18 protein-coding genes are annotated in these 17715 nt (G+C 60.0%); 6 read left to right on the top strand and 12 right to left on the bottom strand.

Annotation, left to right across the window (positions count from 1 at the left end):
- Window positions 1–221: 221 nt before the first annotated feature.
- Genes ACK6D9_RS10415 through ACK6D9_RS10400 form a run of 4 tightly spaced genes read right to left on the bottom strand, consistent with a single transcriptional unit; the run spans window position 222 to window position 2824 of the window.
- The gene (locus ACK6D9_RS10415; protein ID WP_322988990.1) at window positions 222–824 is read right to left on the bottom strand and encodes an SDR family oxidoreductase; all 603 of its coding nucleotides are present in this window, start codon (window positions 822–824) and stop codon (window positions 222–224) included.
- Window positions 825–846: 22 nt separating this feature from the next.
- Entirely contained in the window at window positions 847–1461 is a 615-nt protein-coding gene (locus tag ACK6D9_RS10410; protein ID WP_322988989.1) for a glutathione S-transferase, read from the bottom strand.
- Window positions 1458–2321, bottom strand: a complete 864-nt coding sequence (locus ACK6D9_RS10405; protein ID WP_412051609.1) for an aldehyde dehydrogenase family protein — start codon at window positions 2319–2321, stop codon at window positions 1458–1460. Before ACK6D9_RS10405 ends, ACK6D9_RS10410 begins: the two co-directional genes overlap by 4 nt.
- Window positions 2279–2824, bottom strand: coding sequence for an aldehyde dehydrogenase family protein (locus ACK6D9_RS10400; RefSeq protein ID WP_412051608.1), 546 nt, complete (start codon window positions 2822–2824; stop codon window positions 2279–2281). Before ACK6D9_RS10400 ends, ACK6D9_RS10405 begins: the two co-directional genes overlap by 43 nt.
- A 313-nt stretch (window positions 2825–3137) precedes the next feature.
- Here ACK6D9_RS10400 and ACK6D9_RS10395 point away from each other — a divergent pair, with 313 nt between their 5' ends.
- The 3 genes from ACK6D9_RS10395 (at window position 3138) to ACK6D9_RS10385 (ending at window position 5376) form a co-directional block, all read left to right on the top strand.
- On the top strand, window positions 3138–3740 hold the full coding sequence (locus tag ACK6D9_RS10395; protein WP_267651895.1) for a superoxide dismutase: 603 nt from the start codon (window positions 3138–3140) through the stop codon (window positions 3738–3740).
- Between the two features lie 216 nt (window positions 3741–3956).
- Window positions 3957–4403, top strand: coding sequence for a c-type cytochrome (locus tag ACK6D9_RS10390; RefSeq protein WP_322988987.1), 447 nt, complete (start codon window positions 3957–3959; stop codon window positions 4401–4403).
- A gap of 43 nt (window positions 4404–4446) precedes the next feature.
- A complete protein-coding gene (locus ACK6D9_RS10385; RefSeq protein ID WP_412051607.1) occupies window positions 4447–5376 on the top strand; it encodes a c-type cytochrome in 930 nt (309 codons plus the stop codon).
- A 39-nt stretch (window positions 5377–5415) separates the two neighbouring features.
- Here the strand turns inward: ACK6D9_RS10385 and ACK6D9_RS10380 are convergent, their stop codons facing one another.
- A complete protein-coding gene (locus ACK6D9_RS10380) occupies window positions 5416–6444 on the bottom strand; it encodes a VWA domain-containing protein (RefSeq protein WP_412051606.1) in 1029 nt (342 codons plus the stop codon).
- Between the two features lie 133 nt (window positions 6445–6577).
- Here ACK6D9_RS10380 and ACK6D9_RS10375 point away from each other — a divergent pair.
- Window positions 6578–7329 (top strand): IS5 family transposase gene (locus ACK6D9_RS10375; RefSeq protein WP_412049012.1). Its coding sequence is split into 2 segments (ribosomal slippage): window positions 6578–6911 and window positions 6911–7329, totalling 753 coding nucleotides; the frame shifts between segments, so codons are not numbered across the junction.
- 322 nt (window positions 7330–7651) lie between these two features.
- Here the strand turns inward: ACK6D9_RS10375 and ACK6D9_RS10370 are convergent.
- The 3 genes from ACK6D9_RS10370 to ACK6D9_RS10360 form a co-directional block, all read right to left on the bottom strand.
- A complete protein-coding gene (locus tag ACK6D9_RS10370; protein WP_322988984.1) occupies window positions 7652–8746 on the bottom strand; it encodes a TadE/TadG family type IV pilus assembly protein in 1095 nt (364 codons plus the stop codon).
- 144 nt (window positions 8747–8890) lie between these two features.
- The gene (locus tag ACK6D9_RS10365; RefSeq protein ID WP_412051605.1) at window positions 8891–10984 is read right to left on the bottom strand and encodes a S9 family peptidase; all 2094 of its coding nucleotides are present in this window, start codon (window positions 10982–10984) and stop codon (window positions 8891–8893) included.
- A 117-nt stretch (window positions 10985–11101) separates the two neighbouring features.
- The gene (locus tag ACK6D9_RS10360; protein ID WP_412051604.1) at window positions 11102–12106 is read right to left on the bottom strand and encodes an asparaginase; all 1005 of its coding nucleotides are present in this window, start codon (window positions 12104–12106) and stop codon (window positions 11102–11104) included.
- A 254-nt stretch (window positions 12107–12360) separates the two neighbouring features.
- Here ACK6D9_RS10360 and ACK6D9_RS10355 point away from each other — a divergent pair, with 254 nt between their 5' ends.
- Window positions 12361–12999 (top strand): peptidoglycan-binding protein, encoded by a 639-nt coding sequence (locus ACK6D9_RS10355; RefSeq protein ID WP_412051603.1) that lies wholly within the window; start codon window positions 12361–12363, stop codon window positions 12997–12999.
- Between the two features lie 138 nt (window positions 13000–13137).
- On the opposite strand, the gene ACK6D9_RS10350 is transcribed toward ACK6D9_RS10355, so the two are convergent.
- Window positions 13138–13644 (bottom strand): MarR family winged helix-turn-helix transcriptional regulator, encoded by a 507-nt coding sequence (locus ACK6D9_RS10350; RefSeq protein WP_412051602.1) that lies wholly within the window; start codon window positions 13642–13644, stop codon window positions 13138–13140.
- A 95-nt stretch (window positions 13645–13739) separates the two neighbouring features.
- On the opposite strand from ACK6D9_RS10350, the gene ACK6D9_RS10345 reads away from it, so the two are divergent.
- A complete protein-coding gene (locus ACK6D9_RS10345; protein WP_322989828.1) occupies window positions 13740–14582 on the top strand; it encodes an EamA family transporter in 843 nt (280 codons plus the stop codon).
- 207 nt (window positions 14583–14789) lie between these two features.
- Here ACK6D9_RS10345 and ACK6D9_RS10340 read toward each other — a convergent pair whose 3' ends face one another.
- The 3 genes from ACK6D9_RS10340 to ACK6D9_RS10330 all read right to left on the bottom strand — a co-directional run bounded on the left by ACK6D9_RS10340 (window position 14790) and on the right by ACK6D9_RS10330 (window position 17474).
- Window positions 14790–15545, bottom strand: coding sequence for an SDR family NAD(P)-dependent oxidoreductase (locus ACK6D9_RS10340; RefSeq protein ID WP_412051601.1), 756 nt, complete (start codon window positions 15543–15545; stop codon window positions 14790–14792).
- A complete protein-coding gene (locus ACK6D9_RS10335) occupies window positions 15542–16708 on the bottom strand; it encodes an acetyl-CoA acetyltransferase (protein WP_412051600.1) in 1167 nt (388 codons plus the stop codon). The genes ACK6D9_RS10340 and ACK6D9_RS10335 overlap by 4 nt, the downstream gene beginning before the upstream one ends.
- A 157-nt stretch (window positions 16709–16865) precedes the next feature.
- Window positions 16866–17474, bottom strand: a complete 609-nt coding sequence (locus ACK6D9_RS10330) for a glutathione S-transferase family protein (protein WP_412051599.1) — start codon at window positions 17472–17474, stop codon at window positions 16866–16868.
- Window positions 17475–17715 lie beyond the last annotated feature (241 nt).

Raw genomic sequence — 17715 nt, 5'->3', positions numbered from 1 at the left:
TCGGCATCGCCGACAGAGGGGGGCGAGCTTGCCGCACATGCAGGGAGCCGATTACCCCCCCTCTGTCATCTACGATCACAGGCTCGCGTCACCGGCCGCTCCCCGTCCTTCGGACCCCACCGCAAGGGGGAGATTATGCGCGCCGCTGCACTCGCTGACCTAACATCAATTTTACAAATTAAATCAACTACTTACGCCTCCACCGTCAGGATTCGCCTGCATCAGGCAGATTGCATGTTCAGCGCCATGCCATCAAAACGACCCGTGGTTACGGCCTCAGCCAGAAGATGTGCAACATCAGCGCGGGAAGCGTTTGCGCGCTTGTCCACCTTTTCACCCAGGATCACAGCGTCGCTGCGGCCATCATTGGTCAGGGCCACCGGGCGCAGGATGGCGTATGTCAGGCCCGACGCCTTGAGGTGTTCGTCGGCTTCGTGCTTGGCCTTGAGGTAATGCGCCAGATCGCCTTCGGGATTGGACTGGCCGGCGCCGACAGAGCTCAGCATCACGAAGCGGCTGACGCCGGATTCAACCGCCAGGTCGACCAGGCGCTTGGCACCGTCGCGATCGACCTTGTCGGTCATTTCGGGCCCAGTGGATCCGCCCGAACCGGCGGCAAAGATGACAGCGTCCATGCCGTCGCAGACGCCCGATTGCAATTCGGTCAGGTCGCCATGGCGCAGGTTGACGCCCTTGGGCAGTTCGCTGGTGTCGGAACTTTCGCGCACCAGCGCCGTGGGGGTGTAGCCCTGATCTACGAGGTCCTGGACCAGCTGTAGGCCGGTAGTGCCGGTTGCACCGGCGACGAGAATGTTCATGCTCATGATGTGTTCCTCAAATTTTGGCTCAGTTGGGCAGTGCCATCGGGCCTGCGGCTTTGGTGGCTGCGATATAGCCGGGCTGGCTCTGCAACGTTTTCCAATAGGCGGCGATTTCGGGATGGCCGCCGAGTAGGTCGAGTTGTGCGAGAAGCGCCAGAATGTAGGACATCTGAATGTCCGCCAGAGTCAGGTCATCGCCGAACAGCAAGGGGCCTACGCCTAATTCCCCGGAAATGTAGGTAAGATGTTTGCTCAGAGCGATCCTTGCCTGATCAGGGACATCATCGCCGCTGAATGCGGGCATGACCGCTCGCATGGCGACCTCGGCAAAGGAAGCTTCCACGTAGTCAAATAGAGCCTCGTGTTGCCAAAATTCCGCTGTGTTGCGCGGTGGTTGGTGGGAGGTGTCGCCGAATTTGGCAGTCAGATATCGCAATATTGTCGCCGATTCCGCTATCACCTCTCCACCGTCTTCAATCACAGGGGATTTTCCCAGTGGGTGAATTTTAGACAATGAGTCCGGTGCGCGAAATTGCAGGGTCCGGTCGTAATCTACCCGCCGGTAATCCTGCCCGAGATCTTCGAGCAGCCAGAGCACGCGAGTCGCCCGGGAAAATTTCAAGGCATGGAGTGTAATCATGGCAGGAAGATCGCTTTCGTGTTGACGAATTCCTTCATGCCAAAGCCGCCATGTTCGCGGCCATAGCCGGAATCCTTGACGCCGCCAAACGGCATATTGGGATCAGCGGCACCGAAGGAGTTGATGCGGACCATGCCGGTGTCGAAGTGGTCGCGGGCCAGCTTCAGCGCACGTTCTTCGTCCTTGGAAAAGATACCGCCGCCCAGGCCATAGCGGCTTTCATTGGCGAGACGCATGGCGCCTTCATCGTCCTTGGCGCGGATGACCGAGGCGACAGGGCCGAAGATTTCATCGTCGTAAGCCGGCATGCCGGGGGCGAGGTCTGCCAACACTGTGGCCGGATAGTAAGCGCCTTTTCGGTCCGGCGCTTTCCCACCGCAAAGCACCTTGGCGCCCTTGGCGACACTGTCATCGACCTGGCTTTTGACTGTATCGAACTGGTCCTGGCTCGACAGCGGGCCAAGCTGGCTGTTCTCATCGGTCGGATCGCCCATGGTGATGTTCTTCATCTGTGCGACGAAGGCATCGACAAAGGCGTCATAGATCTTATCGGTGACGATGAAGCGCTTGGCCGACACGCAGGTCTCGCCATTGTTGTAGAGACGTCCCATGACCGAGAATTTGACTGCGGTTTCGATGTCGGCGTCTTCGAGCACGAGATAAGCGTCGTTCGACCCCAGCTCAAGCACGGTCTTCTTCAGCGCCTTGGCTGCCACCGAGCCAATGTGGCGTCCGGCGCCATCGCTGCCCGTCATTGTCACGCCACGGACCTTCGGGTGGACGATCAGCTTGTCGCTGACATCATGGTCGATCAGGATCACCTGAAACAGGTTCTGGGGCAGACCGGCCTCAATGCACAACTCGCGCAGCCGCAGGCCGGAGCCGGTGCAGATGCTGGCATGCAGCCATTGCCGGCCATGAGATTGGCAGCGAGCACGCGGACTGGCTGGTACAGCGGGAAATTCCACGGCTGCATCGAGTAGATCACGCCAATCGGCTGGTAGCTCACCACACCGCGCTTCTGCTTTGGGCCATGGGTGCGTTCCTCGTCAGCGAGCAAATCTGGACCATTGTTGGCGGTGTATTCAAAGATCGCCGCGCAGATTTCGACTTCGGTGAGGCCGTCCTTGAGCAGCTTGCCGGTTTCCTGCGTCATTAGGGCGGCCAACTCGTCGGCATTGTCGCGCAGTTTTTGCGCAATCTTTCTGAGGTAAGGCGCGCGGTCCGAGTGAGACAGCTTGCGCCACTCCAGAAACGCCGCGTGGCAGGCTTCAAGCCGCTGTGTCGCTTCAGCTTCGCTCATTAGTTCGTAGGTCTGGATTTTCTCTTCGGTGGCGGGATTGATTGTGGTGATGGTGGACATGCGCACTCCTTTTGGGACTGGAGTTTGTAACGAACGGCGCTGCCATAGGTTCCGTCCAATACCGCATGCGCAACGAGGCAAGACGCCGTGCGTGCCACCGCCTACTCTTCACACAGGAAGCAACAAGCGCTCCGTTGGGAGCCGTGCTTAAAGAAGTATCGAGCCTGCTTTCTGGATGGCAGCAGAAACGCAACCCCGAATCCGGAACCTTTTTGGAGCCACCCCGTTGCCTGCGTGGAAGCGCGCGCCTATGTTCGGGCGACGACGCGGGAACACCCCGCCGCCACTTCAATTTTCTAGAGGAGAGACCCCCATGGCCCTCGAACTGCCAAACCTGCCCTATGACTACGACGCACTGGCGCCCTACATGTCGCGCGAGACGCTCGAGTTTCACCATGACAAGCACCACCAGGCCTACGTCACCAACGGCAACAAGGCGCTGGAAGGCTCGGCGCTTGCCGGCAAGTCGCTTGAAGAAATCTGCAAGGCCGCTTATGACGAGAAGAACGCCGCGCTGATCAACAATGTCGGCCAGCACTACAACCATTTGCATTTCTGGCAGTGGATGAAGAAGGGCGGCGGCGGCAAGTCGCTTCCGGGCGCGCTTGCCAAGGCGGTTGAATCCGATCTCGGCGGCTACGACAAGTTCCGCGCCGATTTCATCAATGCCGGCGCCACCCAGTTCGGCTCGGGCTGGGCCTGGCTTGCGGTCAAGAATGGCAAGCTGGAAGTGATGAAGACACCAAACGGCGAAAACCCGCTGATGCATGGCGCCAAGCCAATCCTGGGCTGCGACGTGTGGGAGCACAGCTACTACATCGACTACCGCAACGCCCGGCCGAAATATCTCGAAGCCTTCGTCGACAACCTGATCAATTGGGATCATGTCGCCGAAATGTACGAGGCGGCAGTCTGAACAGTTTGCGTTCGTGACGACTGACATCATCAAACCCGGCAAATTTGCCGGGTTTTTTGTGCGCGGACACTCGCACCGAAACCGCTTCGCCGCTATCATGAAGCTTGACGGCAGTGACACAGTGTTCACTATCTTGTGACTTCTATTTGCCCCCAACCATGCAATCATTGCAGACGGGGCGAACCAATCCGTCGATGACCAAACGGGAGTAACCGCATGAATTTCAAGACCCTTTTTGCCGCAGCACTGATCGGCTCGGCCGCATTTTCACCCGCCATCGCTGCCGACGAACCGCAGGTCGTGCGCCAGGAAATGATGAAGAAGAACGGCGGCGCCGTGGGCGCCATGGCCAAGATGGTCAAGGGTGAAGCCGAATTCAATGCCGACGCCGTGCTGGCCGCGCTGACCTCGATCAGCGAAGTGGCGGGAAGCTTTGGCGAGTATTTCCCCGAAGGGTCGGAAACCGGGTTTGAAACCGAGGCAGCGCCGGCCATCTGGAGCGATCGCGCCGGCTTTGACGCGGCCCTTGCCAAATACAAGACCGACGCCGACGCCGCGCTGGCCGCAGCACCGGCCGATCTGGATGCGCTGAAGGCCGTTTTCGGTCCGCTGACCAAGAATTGCGGCGCCTGCCACGAGACCTATCGCCTGAAGAAGAGCTGATGCCGGCAAACCGATATCCGGCATTGACGACAGGACGCCGCCCGTGAACCGGGCGGCGCTTGGCATTGGGGTCGGGGTTGCCGCGGTGGCAGCCGCCACCCTGGGGCTGGCGCTGACCCAGCCAAAACCGCTCAAGGCCGAACGGCTGGAGGCGATTGCCGCGCTTGAAGGCAATGCCGCAGCCGGTGAAACGCTGTTCTGGGCGGGCGGTTGCGCCTCGTGTCATGCCGCCCCCGGCGCCAAGGACGAGGCCCGGCTGGTGCTGTCGGGCGGGGTTCGGCTGACCAGTGATTTCGGCACCTTTATCGGCCCCAACATCTCGCCGCATCCGCAGGCGGGCATCGGCTCCTGGTCGGTGGCTGACTTTGCCAACGCGCTGCTGGCCGGGGTTTCGCCCGAGGGCGGGCACTATTATCCCGCCTTCCCCTATGGCTCCTACACCCGGATGAGCGACCGCGACGTGGCCGATCTGTTTGCGTTCATGGGCACGTTGCCCGAGAGCGATGTCGCCTCGCTGCCGCATGAGGTGGGATTTCCTTTCAATATCCGCCGGTTATTGGGCGGCTGGAAGCTGTTGTTCTTCACCGACGCGCCACGCGAAAGCGTTGATCAGACCAACGCGCAACTGGTGCGCGGGCAATATCTGGTCGAGGGGCCGGGCCATTGCGGCGAATGCCACACGCCGCGCAACCTGATTGGCGGGTTTGTCTCGGGTGGCTGGCTATCGGGGGCGCCCAACCCCGAGGGCAAGGGCATCATTCCCAACCTGACGCCGGGCGGCAAGTCGATCAAGGACTGGAGCGCGTCCGATATCGCCTATTACCTGGAAAGCGGCTTTACGCCGGATTTCGACAGCGTCGGCGGCTCGATGGTCGAGGTGCAGGCCAACATGGCGAAACTGGAAAGCAGCGACCGGGATGCGATCGCCGTCTATCTCAAGGCCCTGCCCGCGCGGCCCAATGGCTGGGAGTGACGCGGGCCTGGTGAACTGCCGGTTACCCGGCTGATCGGCCTATTGGGTCAGGCGCGAGACGACTTCCGAGGTTTGCTTGCCAATGTTCTCGAACGCCGAGATCAGATCGGAACTGTTCTGGGCATCGAAAAACTTGTCGCTCGATGAAGCGCAATAGGCCAACAAGGCCTTGCCACGGTCCGGCGCGTCAAAGGCAACACTGTAGATCTCGACGCCCTTCTGTTTGGCGGCATTGCACAGTTTCATGGTCGAGGTGTCGGCCGAGTTATAATTGTTATCGCCATCGGTCATGAAGACGATGAATTTTGTCGGGGTCTGGCCACTCATCTGTTCGTGCAATTGGTCTTCGCTCAACGATATCACACTTTGAAATGCCCAATTGAAGGCGTCGGTTGAATCGGTGCCGCCATCTGCCGTCACACCATTGACGAACCCCATGAGCTTGTTGGGGTTCCAGTTCAGGTTCTCTTTTCCCTTCAGGGAGGAAGCATAGCTGGCACCCCCGATCCGGGTATATTTCCGTTTCGGGTCTGCGGCCTTGATCTGGTCGACGAGACCGCGAACCGCGCTTTTCAACACGCTTATCTTCTGCACACCGTTGAGTTTCCAGCCCATCGATCCGGACTGATCAAGAACCAGCGCCATCGAGAACGAGCCCTGGGAGCCAGCCTGGCCGCTTTCCGCCTTGCCGACGACATTGACCGACTGCTCTTTTTTGCCAAGCATCCGCGCCATCGGCGTCAGCGTCTGGGTGCCGACCATGGCAATCGAGACTTTCCAGACAATACCGTTGTTCACGGTCTCGGGAAGCACGGTCACGGTTGGTTTGACCGACATGCCGGCAAAGGCGGACAGATCTTCCTCGATCTGGCCGTCGAGAAACTTTTCCGCGAAGGCCTTGGCCTGCACAGGGGTCAGATTCTCTTCCTGCAGCAACCGCGTCGCAGTTGCGAGCGCCGCGCTGTCGACTGCGTTCTGCAGCCGGGTCTTCATCGACATCACATTGGTGGTGTCAACAGCAAAGCTGCCCGCCATGAACATGACTGGAAGGGTGAGCGCAGCTATCATGGCAAAATTGCCATTCCTGTTGGAAAATAGATCGCTGAGTTGCGATTTGATCATCGACCTAGGGGCTGTTGACGTTCGGGATTCCCAAATCACCTGACTTCTGATTCAAGGTTGCAAACGGAGGAGAGCAACCTTGACCCGAAGAGTCCTATCCAATTCGCAATGGGCGATCATCGAACCATACTGCCTGGGTAAAACCACCGATCCCGGACAAACCGGACGTGACCCACGACTTTTCATGGAGGCAGTCCTCTGGATCGTCCGCACGGGCGCGCAATGGCGCGAATTGCCGGGTGAGTTTGGCAAATGGAATTCTGTATTCAAGCGGTTCCGCAGATGGGTCAAAGCGGATGCTTTCTATTGTATGTTCAAAGCATTAGCCTCAGACGCCGATCTGGAATACGCAATGATCGACGGTACTATCGTCAAGGTTCATCGCTCGGGTCAGGGCGCAAAAGGGGGACTCTCTGCCAGGCCATTGGACGCTCACGCGGCGGCATAACGACAAAGATACTGGCTCTGACGGATGCGCTCGGTAATCTCGTCGATTTCTGTCTGATGCCAGGGCAAGCTCATGATCTGCGCGAGACCGATGCGTTGATCAGCGGCTTGTCCGCCGGATATTTGCTGGCGGACAGGGCCTTTGACGCGGATTGGCTGCGCAATGGCCTGCTGGATCGCGGCATAACCCCGGTCATACCGCCAAAATCCAACCGGAGGTTCCCGGCAGAGTTCGACAAGGAAACCTACAAATGGCGGCATTTGATCGAAAACTACTTTGGCAAACTGAAGGAAAACAGAGGGATAGCAATGCGCTCTTGCAAAACCGACCAGAGTTTCAAAGCCTTCATCTCAATTGCCGCAACGCTCATTCACACACGGTAAACGTCAACAGCCCCTAGTCACTGCTGCCTCCCCAATCCGGTTTTAAATTCACGAACGAATTGGTGCACCAAGGTCCATGAGCACCGCCTTAATTGCTTTGCTGACATTTTACCGATCGCCAATTTTGTTGGGGTCCGGGCAGAGATGTGCTCGTGCGGACATGTTCCTTCACATCGACGGCGCTCTCTGATGCCGGCAACACGGAAACAGGCATGCCCTCTGCCTCCAGATCGCTGTCGAGCGTGACCTGGAGGCAGAGGGCATTGCGGGAACACGGAATTGCACGGGTTACCGGCGCGCCGGCAGCTTTAATCAGTGATGATTATTGCGTCAGACGGGAGACGACTTCCGAGGTTTGCAGGCCGATGTTCTCGAATGCCGAGATCAGTTCGACGCTGTTCTTGGCATCGAAGAAATGCGCACCTGAAGATGCGCAATAGGACAACAATGCCTTGCCGCGGGTGGGCGCCGCAAAGGCGACACTGTAGATTTCGACACCCTCATTCTTGGCATCATTGCACAATTTCATGGTCGACGTGTCAGCCGATTTATAATTGTTGTCGCCATCGGTCATAAAGACGATGAACTTCTTCGGCACCTGGCCGCTTTCTTTCTCGTGCTTCTTGGTTTCTTTACTCGCCGTCACGCTTTCATAGGCCCAGTTGAAAGCATCGGTCGAATCGGTGCCGCCATCGGCGTACAGCGCGTTGGAAAATTTGGTCAGCTTGGAGGTTTTCCAGGTCATTTTCTGGGTGCCCTTCAAGTAGGAACTATAGCTCGCGGCCCCTACCCGCACATATTTGTGGTCGGGGTCGGCAGTATCGAACTGCGTTACCAGATTGCTGACAGCGGTCTTGAGCACATTGATCTTCATCTGGCCGCCCAAATTCCAGCCCATCGACCCGGACTGGTCAAGAACCAGCGCCATCGAGAATGACCCCTGGGAGCCGGCCGAGCCGCTTTCGGCCTTGCCGACGACATTGACCGACACGTTCTCCTTGCCCATCATCCGCGCCATCGGCGTCAGCGACTGGGTGCCGATCAAAGAAATTGCCACTTTCCAGACAACGCCGTTTTCCTTCGTCTCCGGGATCACCGTCACGGTGGGCTTGACCGACATGTTGGCAAAGGCCGCCAGATCTTCCTCGATCTGGCCGTCAAGGAACTTTTCGGCAAATTCCTTGGCCTGAACCGCGGTCAGATCCTTTTCCTGCAGCAAGCGCGTCGCTGTTGCCAGCGCCGCACTGTCGACCGCGTTCTGCAGCCGGGTCTTCATCGACATCACATTGGTGGTGTCAACCGCAAGACTGCCCGCCATGAACATGACTGGAAGGGTGAGCGCAGCTATCATGGCAAAATTGCCATTCCTGTTGCGGAGCATTTCCCTGAATTTCGATTTCATCATCGACTTGGTCATGGTTAACCCCATTCCGGTTACAAGTTCGCTGATGTGCTAATATACCGAGATCCATAAGCATCCACTTAACTGCTTCGCTCAAATTTTACCGATTGTCGATTTAGTCCACTCCCGTGGCAATTTCCCCAGGAGTGATCGCACGGCTCACGCCTTGCCTGTCACCTTGAGCGCGAAGGCATATTCAAAGGCGATTTCCTCCAGCCGCTGAAACCGACCCGAAGCGCCGGCGTGGCCGGCGGCCAGATTGACCTTGAACAGCACCGGCGCCTTGCTCGTCGACATCTCGCGCAATCGGGCAACCCATTTGGCCGGTTCCCAATAGGTCACGCGCGGATCGGTGAGGCCCGCCACGGCAAGGATCGGCGGATAGGCCTGAGCGGTGACATTGTCATAGGGCGAATAGCTGGCGATCACCTGGTAATCCTCATGCGAGAGGATCGGATTGCCCCATTCGGGCCATTCCGGCGGGGTCAGCGGCAGAGTGTCGTCGAGCATGGTGTTGAGCACATCGACAAACGGAACCGCGGCGATGATCGCACCAAAGGCTTCGGGCGCCATGTTGGCAACCGCCCCCATCAGCATGCCGCCGGCGGAACCGCCCTGGGCAACGATACGGTCGTGCGACGTGAAGCCCTCGGCGACCAGGCAGCGGGCGGCGGCGATGAAATCGTGGAAGGTATTGGCCTTCTTTTCGCGCTTGCCCTCTTCATACCAGCCAAAGCCCTTTTCCTTGCCGCCCCTGATATGGGCAATGGCATAGACAAAGCCGCGATCGACCAGCGACAGACAATTGGTGTTGAAACTTGCGGGAATGGCGATGCCGTAGGAGCCATAGCCATAGAGCAGGCATGGTGCTGTACCATCAAGCTTGGTGTCGCGGCGGTAGAGCAGCGTCACCGGCACCTCGGCCCCGCCCAGCGAGGGCGCCATGATGCGGCGGGTGATGTAGTCGTCCGGATTGTGGCCCGAGGGAACTTCATCGCGCTTGAGCAACGTGCGCTCGCGCGTGGTGATGTTGTAATCGTAAAGTTCGGACGGCGTGGTCATCGAGGAATAGCTGAAGCGCACCACCTCGGTGTCGTATTCCATGGCACCGTGAAAGCCGAGCGAATAGGCTTCCTCGTCAAAGGCAATGGCGTGCTCCTGACCAGTTGTGCGATCCTGGATGACAATGCGCGGCAGCCCGTTCTCGCGCTCCATCCAGACCAGATGATTGCGGTAGGCGCTGACCGAGAGGATCAACCGACCCGGCTTGTGGGGCACCACTTCGCGCCAGTTGGCAGGCTCCGGCGCCTCCACCGGCGCGGCCATGATCTTGAAATCCTTGGCGCCGTCGGCATTGGTGAGGATGAAGAACACGTCGCCGCCTTCGCTGAGCGAATATTCGACGCCGGTTTGCCGTTCGGCCACCAGTTTCGGTTTTGCGGTCGGGTCGCCAGCCGGCATCACCCAGCATTCCGAGGTCTCGTGATCATTGATGTCGATGAAGACGAAATCATCGAGCCGCGAGCCGGAAACGCCCATGAAGAAGCCTGAATCGGTTTCCTCGTGGATCAGCACGTCTTCCGACTGGGCAGTTCCCAGGCGGTGGTAAAAGATCTTGTTGGGGCGGTGGTTGTCATCAACGGCGGTGTAGAAGAAACCATTGCTGGATGCATTCCAGGCGCCGCCACCGCCGGTGTTTTCGACCGGATCGGGATGGTCCTTGCCGGTTTTCAGATCACGCACCTTGAGGGTGTAGAATTCCGAGCCCTTGTCGTCATAGCCCCAGATCATTGCAGCGTGATCGGGCGCATGGCCGGTGCCGGCGAGCCGGAAATAGGCCTTGTCCTTAGCTTCCAGATCGCCATCGAGCATGATCTGTTCGTCGCCGCCATCGCGGGGGATGCGGAAATATTTGGGTTGCTCACCGCCGGTGATGAAGCGGACGCCGTAAAGCCATGGCCCATCGGGTGCGGGCACCGAACTGTCATCTTCCTTGATGCGGCCGCGCATTTCGGCAAACAGGGTCTTCTGCAAGGCCTCGGTGTCGGCCATGGCTGCCTGATTATAGGCATTTTCGGCTTCCAGATGAGTCCGTATCGCCGGATCGAGCAAAGACGGATCCTTGAACATGATCTGCCAGTTGTCATCGCGCATCCAGGCATAGTCGTCGCTACGGGTGACGCCATGACGGGTATCGGTGACCGGGCGCTTTTCAGCAACCGGGGCTGCAGGCAGATTCTTGAATACGGACAAGGAGAACTCCAGGGTCGGAATGCACGGGGCTCGCAACGAGCCGGTCACCCGACATAGAGGCCGCGCACCAATGGTTCAAGGCCAAGCGGCGGGCCGCCCTTGCCTGGAGCAACCGGATCAGGCCAGATCGCCGGCCGGGCGGATGCGGCCTACTTCGATGCCGTTCCAGTTTTTCATCGTCTTGCGCGACCAATCGGCAAGCCTGGATGACAACTCTTCATCATCGGCAAACAGCTTGGCCAGCACCGCGCCGATCATGGCTTCGGCACCGCGGGTGGCGCCATCCTCGCATTTGAGCGCGATGCCATAGCCCTTTTCGGGAAGCGTTGCGCAGAACACGCCTTCGGCGCCGGTCTTGGCAAAGATCCGACCCGGCGCCATTTGCATCAGCTCGGTGCAGGCGCGGCGGGTGCCTGCGACATAAAACGGTTCGGCCATGCAGGACGCCATCAGACGTTTGGCGGCCTTGGCACGTTCGGGACCGAGACCCGTGCCCGAGACCATGCGGGCAAAGCCATGGGCAATTTTGTCAAGCGGCGATGCATAGGTGGGGATCGAACAGCCGTCCGTGCCGCAATTGTCATGGCCCAACGGTGTGCCGGTGAGATCGGCCATAACATCGCGGATCGACGACTGGACGAAATGATCATAGCCGACATAGCCATGGTGATCGACGCCGGCGTGGCAGGACAGGCACAGGAAACCGGCGTGTTTGCCCGAGCAATTGTTGCCTAGCTGATTGGGTTTGGGACCGGCGCGAACCTGGTCGATCATCACCTTGGGCTCGAAGCTCCAGTGCGACCCGCATTCGAAATCGGCTTCCGACAGACCGGCGCGGGCCGCCATCTGGCCGGCAAGCTCGATGTGTTCCGGTTCGCCGGAGTGGGATGAACAGGCAAGTGCGAGTTCCTTGTCGCCAAAGCCATAGGCATCAGCCGCGCCGGATTCGACCAGCAGCAACGCCTGCATCGACTTGACCGCCGAGCGGGGAAATACCGGGCTCTCGACATCGCCAAGCGCCATCACCGTGGCGCCATCACTGTCGACGACCGACACCATGCCGCGGTGGCGGCTTTCCACCATCTGGCCACGGGTAACTTCAACAAGAACGGGATTTTGCATGGCGAGACTTCCTGCGCGGCTGTGATGGGGCGACCGTAAGCGTGATCGCTTGATTGAGAGAGTGATCGCAGAAACTCGGAATCTGCGCAACCGGTGCGGGCCGGTTTCATCCACACCCGTCAGATGCCGCTTATCCTTGCCATGGGAGGCCCGACAAGCAGGCCGATCGTGATGCCGCGGGCGGGCCTCAGCAGGTGCCCGGCTTTCGCTTTTGGCGCGCTACGGCCTGTTGTTTTGGATGAAAGGAGAAACAGATGTTTCTGAGAAGGAAATCCTCAGGCGAGCCAGTGCGCAAGCTCTGCCGTGATCTTGAGACACTGGGCTACTATCTCGCCGGAGAGACGGCGGATTTTGGCAACGAGGTCTACAAGGCCGTCAAAGCGTTCCAGATGCAAAATGTCGATTCCTCCGGCCGCCCCTTGGTTGTCGACGGTATCGCCGGCCCGCTCACGCTCGCGGCCATCATCCGCCGCATCGCAGGAGACCCGCCCAAAAACGCCGGCACTACCGACAATCATGCTTTGCCGCCATCGGGTGGCGGATCATCAACCGTGCGGGGCGCGTTGACAGCAGCACTTGGCGAGATCGCAGCCGGCGCAGGTGAAGTCGGCGGCAACAATCGCGGGCCATTCGTCAGGAAATATCTCAATGGACTCGCACCGGAAGGATCGTCCTGGTGTGCGGGTTTTATCAGCTGGTGTTTCAGCCAGCCGGGGCAACAAATGCCGTTCAAATACACGGTCGGCGCCCGCGACGTGCTTGCCCAGTTGAAGAAGAAGGGTTTTGTGGTGAAGCCGACACTGGCTGACCCGCCGCTGCCCGGCGATGTGATCGTTTGGTGGCGCGGTTCGCCATCGGGGTGGCAAGGCCATGTCGGGCTGGTGCTTGACTAAAAAGATGGCGTGCTGCGAACGGTCGAGGGCAACAAGTCATCGCGCGTTGACGTGTTTTCATACACGTTCGACAAGATCAGCCGTCTTCTTGGTTTTGCCCGCATTCCCTGAGGACGACCGGGGGTACAGGCAGCGTGGCTACCGGCCGACCCGCTGCAGCAGTGCGACGAGCTGATCGCGCTCATCCTGGGAGAGGCCTTCGAGCAGGCTTTCCTCGAGGGCTACATGGGTTTCGACCACCTGATCGGCCATCGCCCGGCCGGCCTCGGTCAGCGCCACACGCAGCGCGCGGCGATCATCGGGGTCGGCATGGCGTTCGACCAGACCACGCGCCGAGAGCCGGTCGATGCGGTTGGTCATCGCCGGCGGCGAGAGCATCATGTCGCGGGCAAGTTCGCCGGGCGTCATTGCCTTGCCATCGGCCTGGCGGCGCAATGTCAGCAAGACGTCAAAGCCTGCCATGTCGAGATCATACTGCTTGAGATTGGCCTCGACGGCGCGTGTCGCCAGATGGCCTGTGCGCCAGATCTGGCCGATCACCGCCATCGGCCGGCAATCGAGATCAGGCCGAGCTGCGCGCCACTGGGTGAGGATTCCCTCCAGCGTCGAACCTTTCTGCACCGGTTTTTCTGCGTATCGTTTCACCATTTTCGCCAGGCTTGATATGGGTCTTGCAAATGGACTCCAATCTAATACATTTCGACGTAGAAATATTACACATCAAATGATAGCGAATTACGATGTTGCGCACAATCCTGATTACCATCTTGGGGCCGATGCTGTGGGGCACCACCTACATCGTGTTCACGGAAACGCTGCCGGTGGACCATCCGTTGCTGATTGGCGCGCTTCGGGCGCTGCCCGCCGGGCTGATCCTGCTGATGCTCAACCCGCGCATCCCCCCGATTGCCGCGCTGAAACGCCACGCCGCCATAGGCGCGAGCAATATCGGCGTCTTTTTCGCGCTGTTGTTCGTTGCTGCGGCGAGGATGCCGGGCGGGTTGGCGGCGACGCTCGGGGCGATTCAGCCGCTGGCAGTGATCCTGATTGCGGCCTGGCTGGCGCGGCGTGCGCCGCACCCGCTGCAGATCCTTGCCGGTGTCGCCGGCGTGATCGGCGTCGGGCTGCTGGTATTGTCGCCTGAAACGCGGCCCGATCCGATCGGCACTGCCGCGGCGATCGGCGGGGCGCTGTCGATGGCGGTCGGCACGGTGCTGATCGACCGCTGGGGGCGCATGGGTACGCCGCTGGAAACCACCACGTGGCAACTGATCTTCGGCGGGGCAATGTTGCTGCCCGTGGCGCTGATTTTTGAAGGCATGCCGCCGGCGCCGGGGCTTACGGAAGTTTTCGGTTATGGCTGGCTGATGCTGCTCGGCACCGCGTTTGCCTATTTCGTCTGGACCCGCGGCATTGGCCGGCTCGGCCCGAGCGCCGTCTATCTGGCGCTGGCGAGCCCGGTGGTGGCAACCGCCGTCGGAGCCATCGCGCTGAACGAATGGTTCGCGCCCTGGCAATGGGCCGGCATGGCGCTGGTAATCGGCGCCACGGCGGTCGGCGTGTCGTTCGGACGCCGCGCATAAGGGTGGCGGACACCCTTTCCATCGGTGGGCAAAGCCGAGTTCCTCAGGGCCTGAATATGCCGACGATGCTCAGCGATCGCCAGCTTTATCGCGAATAGAGGTGGCGAGGTTTTCTACTTCGCGAACCAGCATTTCGAGATCGTCGTTGCGTGTCCCGAGATTGTTGATCGCGGCACGCGGGAAAGCGTCTCTCGCGGACTGTTACGCTTACCGCCCGGCAATGATTCCGGAGGAAGAAAAGCCGCCGTCGACGACAAGCACATGGCCGTTGATGTAGCTTGCGGCGGGCGAGAGCAGGAACAGGATCGCGGCGGCGACTTCTTCGGGGCGGCCATAGCGGCCCAGCGGGATTTTGGGGGCCCAGACCTTGCGGTCGTCGGCGGTATGCAGTTGCGAGATTAGCGGCGTATCGATCGGTCCGGGCGCGACCACATTGACGCGGACGCCGCTGGCACCCCATTCATTGGCGAGCACCTGGCTCATCATGATGACGCCGGCCTTTGAGGCGCCATAGGCGACGCGACCCGCATTGGCGCGCATGCCCGACACCGAGGCCAGATTGACGATCGACAGCGTGTCGCCCATCTGGTCGAGGCACGCACGGCACAATATGAAACTGCCGGTCAGGTTGACGTCGAGGATCTGGCGGAACAACTCCGCACTGGTCTTCTCGGCGGCCATATCGCGGGCGATACCGGCGCAATTGACCAGCCCGGTGACCGGGCCGAAGGTGTCCACGCCTTGCGCCAGACAATCGGCCACTTCCTCTTCGTCGGTGACATCACAGACCAGCGCCAGCACTTCCTCGCCCGAGAGCCGATCTTCGGCGCGGGCGACAGCGTCAGCGCTGGCGTCGAGAATGGTGACGGCGGCGCCGTCATCGATCAATGCCAGAACGGCGGCCTCGCCGATGCCCGATGCACCGCCAGTGACGATGATGTGGCCGGCGAGGCCAGAGCTCACCGGATCCGCTCGAGGATGGAGACGTAATTGGCGACCGCGGCGCCGCCCATGTTGAAGATGCCCGCGAGCGTCGGATCCTTGACCTGGATGCCGCCGGCCTCGCCGGTCAGTTGCATCGAAGAAAGCACGTGCATGGAGACGCCGGTGGCGCCGATCGGGTGGCCCTTGGCTTTGAGACCGCCGGACGGATTGACCGGCAGGCGTCCATCTTTCTGGGTTTCGCCGCTCATGGCAAAATCACCACCCTGCCCCGGCTTGGCCAGACCCATGGCTTCATATTCGATCAGTTCGGCGATGGTGAAGCAGTCATGGGTCTCGACAAAGGAGAGATCATCGAGCGAGGTTTTCGAATTGGCGAAAGCCCGTTTCCAGCCCAGCGCGCAGCCTTCAAAGGAAAGAATGTCGCGCTTGGACATCGGCAGAAAGTCCTGCACGTGCTCGGCGGCACGGAACAGGATAGCGCGCGGCGCCTGCATGGCGGTGTTGACATCAGACAGCACCACCGCTGCGGCGCCATCGGAAACCAGCGAACAGTCGGTGCGCTTGAGCGGACCGGCGACATAGGGGTTCTTGTCGCTTTCGGCGCGACAGAACTCGAAGCCCAGATCCTTGCGCATCTGCGCCCAGGGATTGTCGACGCCGTTCTTGTGGTTCTTGGCGGCAATTGCCGCCAGACCATCGGACTGGTCGCCATATTTCTGGAAATAGCCGTCGGCGATCTTGCCGAACACGCCGGCAAAGCCCGCCGGCGTCTCGCCATCTTCGGGCAGGTACGAGGCTTTGAGCAGATTGGCGCCGATCTGCGGGCCCGACGTCGTTGTCATCTGCTCGACGCCGACCACCAGCACCCGGCGGGCAGCACCGGCACGGATTGCCTTGATACCCTGATGAACCGCAGCCGAACCGGTGGCGCAGGCGTTTTCAACGCGGGTGGCGGGCTTGAAGCGGAAATCATCATCGGCCTGCAGCACCAGGCTGGCGGTGAAATCCTGGGCCGAGAAGCCGGCATTGAAATGGCCGAGGTAAATCTCGTCAATATCGGAGGCTTCGAGCCCTGCATGTTCGATGGCTTCGCGCGCCACTTTGGTGACAAGGCTTTCAACAGTTTCGTCAGCGTGTTTGCCAAAGGGCGTATGGGCCCAGCCGATGATGCAAGCGGTCATATTGATACTTTCCACAATGTCGTGTTTGGGGGCGTCTTTGGTTGGGGTGCATTTTGAGCCCGCATGCGACTTTGTAAAGGGGGGCGCGCTGATTCAAACCGCGTCAACACGCCGCCCGCGCCATTCGACAGCCACCGAATGGCGCTGCGGACCGAGGCTATGGCAAAGTATGGGCCGCATCAAAATCCATGATCCGCTGAGCTGCAGGCCGCGCCTGGCAGCGGGCGATCCAGTCCTTGATCGAGGCCACGTCGGGCGTGGCTTCGGGGAACCAGACATAGGGCGAGACCAGGAGCAAATCGGCCGCCGAGAATGCCTCGCCCAGCAGGTAGGGCGTTTTCGACAGTTGTGCCGAGAGCCGGGCCACCACTTCGGGAACGCCGCGAAAGGTGGCGTCTAGAAAGGGATGGGAGATGCCTGCTGCAGCACAAACGATCACCGGTTCGACAACGTCGCCATACCAGGCGAGCCAACTCAAATAGGTGCCGCGGTCGGCCGTACCGACCACACGACCAAGACCGGCTACGGGAAACAGATCGGTCAAGTAGAGGATGATGGCGCTGGTTTCCCAGATCGCCACTCCATCATGGACCAGAAGCGGCACCTTGCCTTCGGGATGCGGATTGGCCGGGTCGGCGCCGCCGGAACCATCGTTGCGCGCAATGCTGACGATGCGGATATCGACCTGATCGAGAACACCGAGTTCGTCGAGCAGGCGGACGATGCGGGAGGAACGCGAACGAGGGGAATGGTAAAGCGTGAGCATGGCAGATCTCCTGATTGGATTGTTGGCGATGAGCGCCATGTAGCAAATGCATGCTGTCAGCTTTTGTCAGCAATGGCTCACCCCTGTCGCCGGTTGTTGGCAATGGGCACGCCTGGCAGGAAAATGCCGGGCGCAAAAATCGGCAACACGGCTGCATCTTCTCACCAATTATTGATTGGACTGCGGCAAACGTGTCTGGAATTAGCCACAGTTGCCGGTAAGTAGTCCGGCATGTCCATGT

This window comes from Hoeflea sp. Naph1, assembly GCF_046837775.1.
In the GTDB taxonomy this organism is placed as follows: domain Bacteria; phylum Pseudomonadota; class Alphaproteobacteria; order Rhizobiales; family Rhizobiaceae; genus Hoeflea.
The sequence above is the reverse complement of the archived record's forward strand: the minus strand, read 5'-3'. Positions and strand labels throughout refer to the sequence as shown.

Excerpts from the sequence above, each read along its gene's own strand:
- ACK6D9_RS10415 (WP_322988990.1), bottom strand. The coding sequence starts at position 824 with ATGAGCATGAACATTCTCGTCGCCGGTGCAACCGGCACTACCGGCCTA.
- ACK6D9_RS10410 (WP_322988989.1), bottom strand. The coding sequence starts at position 1,461 with ATGATTACACTCCATGCCTTGAAATTTTCCCGGGCGACTCGCGTGCTC.
- ACK6D9_RS10400 (WP_412051608.1), bottom strand. The coding sequence starts at position 2,824 with ATGTCCACCATCACCACAATCAATCCCGCCACCGAAGAGAAAATCCAG.
- ACK6D9_RS10395 (WP_267651895.1), top strand. The coding sequence starts at position 3,138 with ATGGCCCTCGAACTGCCAAACCTGCCCTATGACTACGACGCACTGGCG.
- ACK6D9_RS10390 (WP_322988987.1), top strand. The coding sequence starts at position 3,957 with ATGAATTTCAAGACCCTTTTTGCCGCAGCACTGATCGGCTCGGCCGCA.
- ACK6D9_RS10380 (WP_412051606.1), bottom strand. The coding sequence starts at position 6,444 with ATGATAGCTGCGCTCACCCTTCCAGTCATGTTCATGGCGGGCAGCTTT.
- ACK6D9_RS10370 (WP_322988984.1), bottom strand. The coding sequence starts at position 8,746 with ATGACCAAGTCGATGATGAAATCGAAATTCAGGGAAATGCTCCGCAAC.
- ACK6D9_RS10360 (WP_412051604.1), bottom strand. The coding sequence starts at position 12,106 with ATGCAAAATCCCGTTCTTGTTGAAGTTACCCGTGGCCAGATGGTGGAA.
- ACK6D9_RS10355 (WP_412051603.1), top strand. The coding sequence starts at position 12,361 with ATGTTTCTGAGAAGGAAATCCTCAGGCGAGCCAGTGCGCAAGCTCTGC.
- ACK6D9_RS10345 (WP_322989828.1), top strand. The coding sequence starts at position 13,740 with ATGTTGCGCACAATCCTGATTACCATCTTGGGGCCGATGCTGTGGGGC.
- ACK6D9_RS10335 (WP_412051600.1), bottom strand. The coding sequence starts at position 16,708 with ATGACCGCTTGCATCATCGGCTGGGCCCATACGCCCTTTGGCAAACAC.
- ACK6D9_RS10330 (WP_412051599.1), bottom strand. The coding sequence starts at position 17,474 with ATGCTCACGCTTTACCATTCCCCTCGTTCGCGTTCCTCCCGCATCGTC.